This is a genomic window from Allobosea sp. FBZP-16 (genome assembly GCF_002831785.1).
Taxonomy (GTDB): Bacteria; Pseudomonadota; Alphaproteobacteria; order Rhizobiales; family Beijerinckiaceae; genus Allobosea; species Allobosea lupini.
The window spans coordinates 232,735-245,427 of record NZ_LNCQ01000022.1; the positions used below are offsets into that span (position 1 = coordinate 232,735).

At 66.4% G+C, this 12,693-nt stretch carries 7 protein-coding genes; 6 read left to right on the forward strand and 1 reads right to left on the reverse strand.

Going from position 1 to position 12,693, the window contains the following annotated elements; genetic code table 11:
* The first annotated feature begins 26 nt into the window (after window positions 1-26).
* From CXY91_RS07335 to CXY91_RS07365, 6 genes are all read left to right on the forward strand, one after another.
* Complete coding sequence (locus CXY91_RS07335) at window positions 27-1,502, forward strand: exopolysaccharide biosynthesis polyprenyl glycosylphosphotransferase (RefSeq protein WP_100960046.1); 1,476 nt, start codon at window positions 27-29, stop codon at window positions 1,500-1,502.
* A 95-nt stretch (window positions 1,503-1,597) separates the two neighbouring features.
* Window positions 1,598-3,766, forward strand: coding sequence for a GumC family protein (locus CXY91_RS07340; RefSeq protein ID WP_091829509.1), 2,169 nt, complete (start codon window positions 1,598-1,600; stop codon window positions 3,764-3,766).
* Between the two features lie 581 nt (window positions 3,767-4,347).
* Window positions 4,348-6,801, forward strand: coding sequence for a right-handed parallel beta-helix repeat-containing protein (locus CXY91_RS07350; protein ID WP_158673304.1), 2,454 nt, complete (start codon window positions 4,348-4,350; stop codon window positions 6,799-6,801).
* Window positions 6,802-7,062: 261 nt separating this feature from the next.
* Window positions 7,063-8,802, forward strand: coding sequence for a type I secretion system permease/ATPase (locus tag CXY91_RS07355; RefSeq protein ID WP_100960050.1), 1,740 nt, complete (start codon window positions 7,063-7,065; stop codon window positions 8,800-8,802).
* A complete protein-coding gene (locus CXY91_RS07360; RefSeq protein ID WP_244543663.1) occupies window positions 8,799-10,226 on the forward strand; it encodes an HlyD family type I secretion periplasmic adaptor subunit in 1,428 nt (475 codons plus the stop codon). The genes CXY91_RS07355 and CXY91_RS07360 overlap by 4 nt, the downstream gene beginning before the upstream one ends.
* Window positions 10,227-10,376: 150 nt before the next feature.
* Entirely contained in the window at window positions 10,377-11,774 is a 1,398-nt protein-coding gene (locus CXY91_RS07365; RefSeq protein ID WP_100960052.1) for a mannose-1-phosphate guanylyltransferase/mannose-6-phosphate isomerase, read from the forward strand.
* 11 nt (window positions 11,775-11,785) lie between these two features.
* On the opposite strand, the gene CXY91_RS07370 is transcribed toward CXY91_RS07365, so the two are convergent.
* Window positions 11,786-12,598 carry a GntR family transcriptional regulator gene (locus CXY91_RS07370; RefSeq protein ID WP_100960054.1) on the reverse strand — a complete coding sequence of 271 codons (813 nt, stop codon included), beginning with the start codon at window positions 12,596-12,598 and terminating at the stop codon, window positions 11,786-11,788.
* Between the last annotated feature and the right edge of the window lie 95 nt (window positions 12,599-12,693).

Sequence of the window (12,693 nt, forward strand, 5' to 3'; positions counted from 1 at the left end):
GCCGAGCAAGATCCCTGGAGTATGTCATGCCGGATGTAGTCACGACTGTCGTGCCCGCCTCGGTCGGCATGGCAAAGCCGGGCCGGCCGCTCGGCGCCACTGTCACGCCAGCCGAGCGGCGGCGGCTTGTCGCTGCCGCTCTGATGGTCGGAGACCTCGTCACGCTGACCATCGTCATGGGACTGCTTCAGTTGGGCGCGGCCATGGCCGCGTCCGATACCGACACCAATATGGCGAGCCTGATGCTGGTCTGGGCCCTGTCGCTGTGCGGCGCCCTTGGCGGCTTCAGGCTTTATGGCTCGGATCGGGCCGAGCCGGTCGACCGCTTGCGCCGGCGCACGCTCGGCAACATCGTCGCGGCTGCCGTGGTGCTCACCTGGCTGGCGGTCGATGATCCCGCCAGCCATCTCTGGGGCTTCGTGGTCGCCGGCGCCGGATTGTCGGTCGTGCTCGGCTATTATGTCGAAGCGCTGGTCCGTGGTGCGTTGGTGCGGCGCGATCTCTGGTCCGCCCCGACCGTGCTCTACGGCACCATGCCGGCCTGCCTCGCCCTGGCGCGCGATCTGGCTTTGCACCCGGAGCTCGGCCTGAAGCCGGTCGCCATCCTCACCGACGAGGAGGCCGATGTGCTCACCGAGGCTTTGGAGACTGCGGGCCTTCCGGTGATCACCCGCGGCCAGGCCAACATCATCTCGCCGGGCATCGAGGTCGCGCTCTGCGCCTCGGGGGATCTCCATGTCGAGAAGGCCGACTGGCTGGCTCGCCTGCCGCTGCGCCAGATCTTCGTGGTCCATGACGCCTCGATGCTGCAGGTCCTCAATCCCCAATTGCGGGCCATGGGCGGGCTGCTCGGCCTCGAATTGCGCAGCGCCATCCACATGCCGCGCAACCTGCGCCTGAAACGGGTGCTCGACCTCGTCGTCGCGATCCCGCTCGCCCTTCTCGCTCTGCCCGTGATCGCGGTGCTCGCATTGGCGGTGAAGGCGGTCGACAACGGGCCTGCCTTCTATGCCCAGCCGCGGATCGGCCGGAACGGCCACGTCTTCAAGGTCTACAAGCTGCGCAGCATGTACGTCGATGCCGAGGCGCGGCTCGCTGCGCATCTGGAGGCCGACAGCGCGGCGCGGCATGAATGGGAGCGCTTCTTCAAGCTGTCGAACGACCCCCGGATCCTGCCGAGGATCGGCCAGTTCATCCGCCGCACAAGCCTGGATGAGTTGCCCCAGCTCTGGAACGTCCTGCGCGGCGAGATGAGCATCGTCGGGCCCAGGCCGTTCCCGGCCTATCACAACCAGTGCTTCGACACCGCCTTCCAGGCGCTGCGCACCAGCGTCCCACCTGGCCTGACCGGACTCTGGCAGGTCACGGATCGCAGCGAAGGCGATCTCGTGGTCCAGAAGCGGCAGGACAGCTTCTACATCCACAACTGGTCGTTCTGGCTGGATTTCTACGTGCTGCTGCAGACGGTCCCGGCCGTTCTGCACGGGCGCGGCGCGAAATAGTACGCAAGGCGATCTGAGCCGAAGCCGGTCGCTCGCGAGGCGCCGGCCGGGTCGATCGGTATCCCCGGGTGAAACCGCAGGCGAGGCATCAGGCCATGGATCTCTTCAGCGATATGCGAGGCCCCCGTCAGCCTGTGACGCTCGCCAGGCACTATGATGTGGTGACCTTCGACTTCCTCTCCATGCTCTGGCGCCGCAGATTGCTGATCGCCGCAGTGACCTGCGGGGTCATGTTGATGGCGGCCCTCTATCTGATGGTGACGCCGCAGCGCTACACCGCCGACCTGGTGCTGCAATTCGACTTCACGCGCGAAGACAGCGGCGGGGGCGGCAAGGCGAGCAGCGTCGCGCTCGATGCCTCGACGCTGGTCGAAAGCGAGGCGCGGATCATCCGCTCGCTCGCGACGGCGCGCGCCGTCGCGGCGCGCCTTGGCCTCGACCAGGAGACAAGGACGCAGTCCTCCGGCCTTCTCGGAGGGGCGGCCGAACTGATCTTTCCGTCGGCTGTGCGCAGGACATTGCGCGACCTCACCGGTTTCGGCGATGCCGCCGAGCCGACCCAGCGCGACATCGCCGCGCAGCGGCTGCTCGCGTCGCTGGGCGTCAGCAACGACACCAAGGCCTATCTGGTCACGCTGACCTATCGCGACACCGATCCCGACCGTGCCGCGCTGATCGTCAACACCTTCGGAAACGAGTATCTGCGCCGGAAGATGGAAGCCACGGCGAACGCCTCCCAGCGCTCCAGCCAGTGGTACGGGGCGCAGGCGCAGGAGGCCCGCGCCAATCTGGGACGGATCGAGAAGGAGATCGAGGCATTCCGGGTAAGGACCGGCTTCGTCGAACTCGGGCAGGACGGCGCCGACATCCAGCAGCAGCAACTGCGCGACATGCTGACCCAGCTCAATACAGTCTCCGCCACGCGGCTCGGCGAGGAAACTCGATTGCAGCGCGCGCGGGTCTCGCTTGCAGCCGGCAACATCCCGCAGACCAGCGATCTCGGCAGTTCGCCAGTGGTCCAGCAGCTGCTCGACGAGGAGGGCAAGGCCCGCCGGGCGCTCGACGAGATGGTCGCGGTGTCGGGCGAGCGTCATCCGGCCGTGCAGCGGCTAAGGCTGTCGCTGACGGCGGTGCAGGAACGGCTGCAGAAGCAGCTGGCGCAATCCGTCGCCAATATCGAGACCGACGTCCAGGCCGCCCGCAATGCCGAGGCGGCGCTGCGCGAGCGCGTCGCCGCCTTGCAGACCAAGTCGATCGAGGCGAGGGGTCTGGAAGGACAGCTGCGCACCTTGCAGGCTGAAGCGACGGCGGCACGCGACCGCCTGAAGCAGCTTTCGGATGCCCACCAGCAGGCCAGCGCCGTGAGCGAATTGCGGCCGATCATCGCCCAGATCGTCGCGCCGGCCGACATTCCCTCGCTGCCGAGCTCGATCAAGCCGTCGCTGCTGCTGGGGCTGGCCATGGCGGGCGGGCTGATGGCCGGGGCAGGACTCTCCTACCTGCTGGAGAAGCGCGATCGTGGCTTCCGCAGCGAGAACGAGTTCGCCACCGAGACAAGGACCAATTGCGTCGGCCTTCTGCCTAATCTCGAGCATTATCCGGGTGGGCTGGAGAGCCTGGTCTTCGCGGAGGCGGTGCGCTCGATGGTGGCCGAGCTGTTCCCGGCCAGCAATCCTCCCAAATTCGTGCTGATCACCTCGTCGGCGCCGGGGGAGGGCAAGTCCTTCGTCGCCTCCGCCATGGCGCGCGTGCTGGCGATGATGGGCCAGCGGGTCCTGGTCGTGGACGGCTCGCCCCGGCGCCTGCTGCTCGGCCAGAACTTTCCGCACGAGGCGCTGCTCGACCAGTGCCTGCCGCAGGTCGGCGACGCCGGCGGTCCGGGAACGAGCCCGGTCGCCACGGTCCGGCGCGCGTCCGGCCTGCGCGACAGCCAGAACGTCTATTCGAATCCGGCGTTCGAGGCGATGTTGCGCGAGGCTCGGGCGCGCTACGACGTCATCCTGTTCGAGGTGGCGCCCGTGCTGCTCTCCGCCGACAGCGCCTTGCTGCGCGAGCACGCCGACACCGTGTTGCATGTGGTCAGATGGAACGACACGCTGAAGAGCACCGTGTCGGCGACGCTCGATCATCTCGGCAAGCTCGGTCTGGATGTCGCGGGCGTTGTGCTCAACGGCGTCGATCTCGAAGAGCAGGGCCGGTACGACGTCTCCGACCGCGGCCGGGTCTATCGCAACTACAAGTCCTTCTATCAGGCCTCGGCATGAGCCGGCGCTTGCATCGTTATGCAGCGCTGCTTGCGCCCCCGGACATCGGCGCGCCGGCGCCATCGACGGGGGGCGGGTTCAGCTGCAAGGAGTGCGGGTCGCCCGCTGTCCACCTGCCGAGCGAGCTGTCACCCGAGGCACTGGTCATCTGCGACGGCTGTCAGCGCCCGGTCGCAACGCTGGCGGCCTTCCGGACCTATGTCGATCGCCTGGCTGCGAGTGCCAGGTTCTGCGACCATCATCTGACGGTCTGCCATTCGGACGGTGGAACCCGGGCGGACCCGACCGCGTTGACATAGTCGGCGAGTTCGCCTTCTGGTTTCGAGAATAAGGCCATTTGAGGGCCCGATCTGTGAGGCAAACCACTGCCTCGGGGCGTATGAGGCCAATCCGTCAACAGGATGAGGCTGGCGACGCCAAGAATTAATCCATTGATATACTGAACCAAAACAAGACGATTAGTCCGTTCGGACTAATCCTTACGAGTAAGGGCTCGCCGGTTTAGGTAGCACCGAATCAGGCCTCAAGGGTATCTAGGCAGCGATCACTTAATGTGTTGCAGCCAAAAAAGGAGCCCCTTTATGGCCACATTCTACGTCTCGACTACCGGAAGCGACAGCAATACGGGTCTGGATGAGAATTCATCTTTCCAGACGCTGGAGCGGGCGGTCGAAGCCATGCACCAGAGCAATGGTGCCGACACGGTCTACATCGCTGGAGGTACCTATTATGTGGACGATGCTCTGCAGCTGACCTCCGCCGATTCCGGCTCCTCCTTCGTGGCGATGTCCGGCGAGAACGTCGTGATCAGCGGCGGCACGCAGGTCAGCGGCTGGACGCAAGGTTCCGACGGCATCTGGACGGCCCATGTCGATGCGCAGGACGTCCAGCAATTCACCGTCAACGGCGAGAAGCAGACCGAAAGCCGCTACCCCGACGTCGATCCGAACGATCCGGTCCATGGCGGCTGGCTCTGGGGGCAGGACCTCCCGGCAGGATACGACGCCCAGAAGTCGATGGCGTTCGACCCCTCGGACTACCCAGACGGCGAGCAACCCAAGGCCGGCGACACCGTTACGGTCTACACCGAGAACGGCTATGCCAGCGAGGTGCTGACCATCGCCTCGGTCGAAGGCAATGTGATGACCTTCACCACGGAGGCCAATTACGATCTCGGCGCCGCGAGCCGCTACTACGTCTCCCAGGACACGCCGGATAATGTCGGCGAATGGTCCTACGATGCCGAGACGCAGACCATTTCCTACAAGGCTCCGGACGGCTTCACCGGCGAGGGCGGCGTCGTCTCCGGCGACCACAGCATCATCTCCATCGACGGAGCGGACAACGTCACCGTCAAGGGCATCACCTTTACCGACACCGCCTCGAGCTCGGGCGACCCGACCACCGCGGCGATCGAGGTGAACGACGCCAACGGCGTGGTCATCGACGGCAACCAGTTCGTCAATGTCGGCGTCGGCGTCGCCCTGCACGGCGACAGCAGCGGCAATACCGTCTCGAGCAACAGCTTCGAGCACACCTGGTCGAGCGCCATCGCCATGACGGCCGGCACCAGCGACAACCGCATCACCAACAATACCGTTGACCACTCGAACGAGGTGTACGTCCAGTACGGCTCGATCGACATGCAGGAGTCTGCAGGCAACCAGATCGACCACAACACGATCACCAACGTGCCGCGCTTCGGCATCTCCGAGGTCAATTACGATCCCGACAACCAGTCCGGCGGCAACACGATCGAGTACAACGACATCCGCCATTCCGGACAGCAGACGCCCGATACCGGCGCCATCTACCTGTTCTCGGCCGATGACTCCGGCGCTGACGGCAGCATCATCCGCTACAACACGATCGTCGACACCGGTGGAACCAACACCAAGGATGGCGGCTTTGCGGAGGACTGGAGCTCCGGCATCTATCTCGACAACATGGCGAGCAATGCCCAGATCTACGGCAACTTTGTCCAAGGGACGACGTTCAGCGGTATCCTCGTCCATGGCGGCTCGAACAACGAGATCCACGACAACACGCTGCTCGACAATGGCAAGTACGGGATCTCGACGATCGAGGCGGACGGCAATCCGGTCGACGGCAACGAGACCTACAACAACTTCATCCAGGTCTCCGGAGACGGCAGCAACACGATCGATACCGACCAGACCGATCCGAGCCTGATCCACGATAATGTCTACTACAACCCGGACGGTGGCGAGCTGACCATTGCCGACGTCTCGCTGGCGAGTTTCCAGCGCCAGGGCGGCGATTCCGGCAGCACCGAGACGAGCCAGGCCGGCTTCACCGATGCGGCGAATGGCGACTACAGCTTCGTGTCGGGATCCGTGGCGCAGGCGCATGGCATCGACTCGGTGCCGTTCGACTCGGTCGGCTCGGCGCTGACCGGCACCTCGCCCGAGGTCGAGACGCCGTCGAGCGGGAACGGCAGCGGCACGCCGCCGACGACCTCCGAGCCGGTCACCGAAACGCCGCCGGTGACGGCCGAGCCGTCGACGCCGAGCGAGGAAACGCCGACGACGCCGGCCACCGGGGAAGGCACGTCGCCTGGCACCTCCGAGCCCGGCAACGAAACGCCTCCGGTGACGGCCGAGCCGTCGACGCCGAGCGAGGAGGCGCCGACGACTCCGGCGACCGGGGAAGGCACGACGCCCGACACCTCCGAACCGGGCAGCGGGAACCCGGACGTGATCACCATCCCCGATGTCGATACCGGCACGGGCGGGACGGACGCGGAAACGCCGTCGAATTCCGGAGGTGGTGGCTGGGGCGGCCATGGTGGCTGGGGCGGCCTCAGCGGCGGCCGCTGGTCCTGGGATGGCGGCTCATCGCGTCGTGGTGACGACGACCATGGCGGCGGCCGCAACGGGTCGCGGGACAGTCAGGCAAGCAACGACGACGATACCGGCGGTGGTGGCCGCAACGATTGGCGAGGGGGCCAGTCGCGCCATGACGACGACAACGACCACTACTGCCACAGCCAGCTCTCGCACTGGCACTGGTAGCGCCTGGAGCATCGGACCGAAAAGCGGGATCGACTTTTCGGGGAAATCCGGTGCCGAAACAAAGAGTTAGATCGCCATTTCGCGTCCGTTCGGCCGCACGGCGATCTGGCCGCTGCCTTGAGGCGACCCGGCCATGGCGGCCGGGTCGCCATTCTCCGCGGCGCGCTTCGCGGGGGCCTCGCCTTCCTCTTCCAATGATTGCCGCCCGCCCGGATACGCCGGCGTCGACGGCTGCAATTGCGCCAAAGGAAACCGACGGACATGCTCTCGCAAACGGTTCGCAAGCTGACGCCCGCATTCGCATCGCTGTTCGGGCTTTCCTTCGTGCTGAACCTGTTCGTCTTCGTCTCCCCGCTCTACACGATGCAGATCTATGACAGGGTGCTGACCAGCCGGAACGGCACCACGCTGGTCATGCTGTCGCTGATCGTGCTGGCCTTGTTTGCGGCTTATGCCGCGCTTGAGCATTTCCGCAGCAGAGCGCTGGTCCAGCTCGGCCTGTGCGTCGACCAGGCGCTGTCCGAGCCTGCCTTCGAAGCCGCCTTCTACGGTGCGCTCGACGCGAAGGGCTCGCCGACCCTGCCCATTCGCGATGTCGAGACACTGCGGGCGACGCTGTCGGGCAGCCTCGTGCCATCGCTGATGGATGCGCCCTGGATTCCGATCTATCTCGCCCTCTGCTTCATCCTGCATCCGGCGATCGGTGCCGTCGCCACGCTCGGCGCCATCGCGATCCTGGGTGTAGCCCTGCTGAACGAGCGCATCACCAAGGGATCGCTGATCCGCGCCTCGGAGCTCGGCCATGGCGCAAACGAGCGACTGACGGCCTCGCTGCGCAACGCCGAAGTCATCAAGGCGCTCGGCATGGGCCAGCCGATCCGAACCGAATGGCAACGGCAGCGTGGCCAGGCGCTGGCTTACCACACGGCCGCGGCCGATTGGGGCGGGACGCTGCTGGCCGCGACGAAGCTGTTGCGGCTGACGCTGCAATGCGCGGTGCTTGGCGTCGGCGCCTATCTCGCGATCAACCAGAACCTCGCGGCCGGCGCGATGTTCGCGGCATCCCTGATCATGGGCCGCGCGCTCGCGCCGATCGAGGGCGCCGTCGGCCAATGGAAGAGCTTCGTCTCCGCCCGCAGCGCCTTGCAGCGGTTGAGCCGGAGCCTGAAGGCGCCATCGGATGATGCGATGCCGATGACCTTGCCGAATCCGGCCGGCTCGCTGCGGGTCGAAGGCCTGAGCGTGCGCAGCCCGAACGGGAACGCCTTGCTGCTGCATAACGTTTCGTTCGAGGTCGAGCCCGGCGAGATCGCTGCGGTGGTCGGGCTGACCGGTTCCGGCAAGTCGTCGCTGGCCCGGGCGCTGGTCGGCGTCTGGTCCCCTACCCATGGCGTGGTGCGGCTCGACGGAAACGACATCAGGCATTTCCCCGACGAGCAGCGCGGGCGCATCCTCGGCTATCTGCCTCAGGACGTGGAATTGTTCGCCGGCAGCGTGCGCGACAATGTCACCCGCTTCGATCCCGAGGCGACCGACGAGGCCGCCGTCGCGGCCGCCTCGGCCGCCTCCGCGCATGAGCTGATCCAGGGCTTCCCGGACGGCTATGCGACGCAGATCGGCGAGGGCGGGGCAACCCTCTCCGGCGGGCAGCGCCAGCGCATCGGGCTGGCGCGCGCGCTTTACGGGCAGCCGGCGCTGGTCGTGCTCGACGAGCCGAACGCCAATCTCGACATGGATGGCGATGCCGCGCTGGCGCGCTCCCTGGCTGGCTTGCGCGACGCCGGCGCGATCGTCGTCGTGATCACCCATCGCCCGCAACTGCTCTCGCAGGTCGACAAGATCATCCTGATGCAGAAGGGCCAGGCCGTCAGGGTCGGCGGGCGCGACGAAATCCTGCCGGTGCTGCTGCAGCCGGGCAATGGCGCACGCATCCAGCCGCCACAGCGCGGTCAGACGGGACAGGTCGAGCCGCTCTCGGCAGCAAGGTGGGCACGTCGATGAACTCCGTCCTGAACAAGCTGAAGCTCGTCCCGCACACAATGAAATCCGTCCTGAACCGGCTGCCCTGGCGCCGGCATCTCGAACCTCTGCTCGCGTTCGCGAGGCAATGGCTCCAGCGCACGAGCGTGCCTGCGCAGGGGGATGGCGATTGGCGCGCCCCGGTGCGCAAGGGTTATGTCGTGGTCGGTCTCGCGCTGGGAGCCGGCGGCCTCTGGTCGGTGACCGCGCGGCTCGACAGCGCCGTGGTGGCGCATGGCAGCATCGTCGTCGAGAGCGATCGCAAGGCGGTGCAGCATCTCGAGGGCGGGCTCGTCGAGGCGATCGCGGTGCGCGACGGGGCCGACGTCAAGGCCGGCGAAACCCTCCTGCGCCTCGATACGACGCAGGTAGCGGCGCAGCGCAGCGTGGCGCGGCTGATCGTGTTGCAGGCCCTGGGTGAGGAGGCGCGCTTCACCGCCGAGATCGACCGCCTCGACCGCATCACCTTCCCGAGCGAACTGCTCGATACCGCTGAGTCGAAGGAGGCGCGCCGGGTCATGCTCGACCAGGAGCGCCTGTTCAAGGAACGGCAGTCCACGCAGAAACTGGAGGTCTCGATCCTCAAGGAGCGGCTGACGCAGTCCGAAAAGCAGTACCAGTCGAACGAAGCGCAGCGCGAGGCCGCGATCAGCCAGGCCGCTAGCATCAACGAGGAGCTGACCAGCCTGCGGCCTCTCGCCGACAAAGGGTTTGTCGCCTCGACCCGGATCAACCCGCTCAAGCGCTCTTTGACAGAACTGCAGGGCCGCATTGGCTCGCTGGAGGCCGATCTGGCAAGGCTTGCCGTCGCCAATGACGAGATCCGGCTCCAGATGAGCCAGATCGGCCTGAAAGCCTCCGAGGAGGCCTCGACAAAGCTTGCCGAATGCCGGGTCAAGCTCGCCGATGCCCGCGAGAAGCTGCGGATCGCCGAGGACGTGCTGGCGCGCGCCGAAGTCCGCGCGCCGCGGGCCGGGCGGGTCGTGGCTTCGAAGATCCATACCGTCGGGGCCGTGGTTAAGCCGGGCGAGACACTGATGGAGATCGTGCCGCAGGACGACGAGCTGATCGTCACCGCCAAGGTCTCGCCGATGGATGTCAACAACCTGCATCCGGGCATGGCCGCGGAGGTTCGCCTGCCATCGTTCAAGGGGCGGGCGACGCCCTTCACCGTCGGCGAGGTCAAATCGGTTGCCGCCGATGCACTGCGCGACGATGTCCTGCAGCAGATGGTCTATGAATTGCGCGTCAGCGTCTCGGCCTCGGGCTTCCCGCCCAAGGTCAGGGCCAAGCTCAGGCCCGGCATGCCGGCCGAGGTCTATGTCCCGACCGGCGAGCGCACCGCCATCGCCTATCTGATGCAGCCGCTGACCGACTCGATGCGGTCGAGCTTCCGCGAGGAGTGAGCGCGGACGGGGTAGGGCGATCGGAGGAGCCGATCGCCCTGCGGCACGGCAACTTCGCTCGGCCGATCAGCCGAGATGGCCGCTTGAGCCCGCAGGTTTCTCTTCCAGTATTGCGGCGCGATCATCAGCCGCTTTCGGGGAGCCGAACCTATGCCCAAGATCATCCCGGTCGTGATGTGCACGGGACATGGCGCCGGCCTCTGGCCGATCGCGCGCGAGACGATGCCGAAGCAGTTCATCCCGTTGTTCGGCCGGGATTCCTCCTTCCAGCGCACGCTTCGGCTGCTGTCCGATCCCGATGTGTTCGATCTGCCGATCGTGGTGACGAACGGGGACCAGCGCTTCACCATCGCCGACCAGTTGCAGGCGATCGGCCTGCGCGCCGAGATCGTGCTGGAACCCGCCGGGCGCGGGGCTGATTCCGCCGCGGCGACCGCGGCCGAGCTCGGCCTTGCCCGCAGCGAGACGGCGCTTGTCGGCATCTTTCCGGCCGACCATGTCGTGCAGGACGGCAAGCTCTTCGTCGCAACCTGCGCGAGAGCCGCGGCGGTCGCCGCACAGGGCCGTATCGTCGCGATCGGCATACCTCCATGCCATCCGGCGACTGCCTATGGCTACATCCGGCCGGGAACGGAGATCGCCGACGGCGTACGCGGGGTCGAGGACGTGGCGGCGAAGCCAGATGCGGCGCTGGCGGCGCGCTATCTCGCCGAAGGCTACCTCTGGAACTCCGGCAATGTCGTCTTCGACGCAGCGACGATGCGGACGAGGCTTCAGGCTGCCGCCAGGGGAGCGATCGGCAACGGTAAGGCGAACGGGGCCAGTCTCGGCATCCGCATGCTCGAAACCGACGCTTCCGCCGAACTGCCGGCGATTGCAGCGGAGCCCCCAGCGCTGGAGCAGGCCGATACCGCAGCGGTTATCGCCGGCCATTTCGGCTGGTCGGATGTCGGCAATTGGACCGCGGTCTGGCAGCTTTCCGAGAAGGGCGCGCACGGCAACGTCGTCCAGGGACGCGGCTACGTGCTGGATGGCACGAACAATCTGGTTCGCTCCGAGGATGCCGTCGTTGCCATTGTCGGCCTGGACGATGTCGCCGTCATCGCGACCCGCGACGCCATCCTGGTGACGTCGAAAGCCAAGGCCGAAAAGGTCAAGGACATTGTCGCGCTGGTTGCGGCGAACCATGAGCCGGAAGCCGCCAGCCATCGCGAGATCCACCGGCCCTGGGGCAAGTATCTCTCCGTCGATCTCGACGAGCGCCATCAGGTCAAGCGCATCACCGTCAAGCCGAACGGCGTCCTCTCCCTGCAGAAGCACCATCACCGCGCCGAGCACTGGGTCGTGGTCCGCGGCACCGCGCAGGTGACGCGCGACGACGAGACCATCCTCGTGCATGAGAACGGGGCGATCTACCTGCCGATCGGCTGCGTCCATCGCATGGCCAATCCGGGCAAGATTCCGCTCGAGATCATCGAGGTCCAGGTCGGCTCCTATCTCGGCGAGGACGACATCATCCGCATCGAGGACATCTATCAGCGCTGCTGAAAGCGCCGTGGTTACCGCACCTCGTTGACGTAGATGTGGGCTCGCGTCGTGGCGCGATGCCAGCCGAGGACCGTGGGAACTCCGGCCTGGTCATAGGCGACCTCGTCGATCGTCAGCACCGGATCACCGGCGGCGAGTGCCAGGAGCGCGACGTCCTCCGCGCTTGCGATGTCGGCGGTGATCTGCTCGCGCATGGCTGAAATCCGGATGCCGTAGCGCTCGAGCAGATGGAGATAGAGCAGAGGCGGCAGCTCGGCGATGTCGCGCGGCCAGTCCGGCAGCCGCTCCTGCGCCAGCACCAGCTTGTCGTGCATCACCGGGTGGCCGTCGGCATGGCGGATGCGATGGACGCGGATCACGCCGCCGGCCTTGATCTGGAGGGCCTCGGCCTGTGCCTGCGTGGCAGGCAGGGCTTCGACGCTGAGGAACTGGCTAGTCGAGCGCACCAGGCTGCCATCGGCCCGGTGCAGGCGAAAATACTGGAAGACGAAGCGCAGGCTGTGATGCGGTGTGCGTCCGGTCACCACCGTCCCGGTCTTGCGGCGGCGCGTCAGCAGCCCCTCCGCCACCAGATCGGCCATCGCCCGGCGGACCGTCCCGACGGCGATGCCGAAGCCCTGGGCCAGCGAGGTCTCGCTCGGCAGCACCATGCCGGGCGGCCATTCGCCGACGAGGATCGCCTCCGACATGTGCCGCTTCACGCGCTCATAGAGCGGCGCGGCCCCCGCAGCGCCGAAATTCGGCAGCGTCGGCGCCGAGGCCCCGGAGCCGTTGCCCGTTCCGACGGCAGTTGCCGTCGTTTTTTTGGCATTGACAGGAGGCATGCCGTTCGTTCCTATTTCTATATAGTTTATATGAAAAAGAGGTATCCGCAAATGGCCTTGCCCACTGCGGCTTGTCGACGGCTCCATCGCAGATC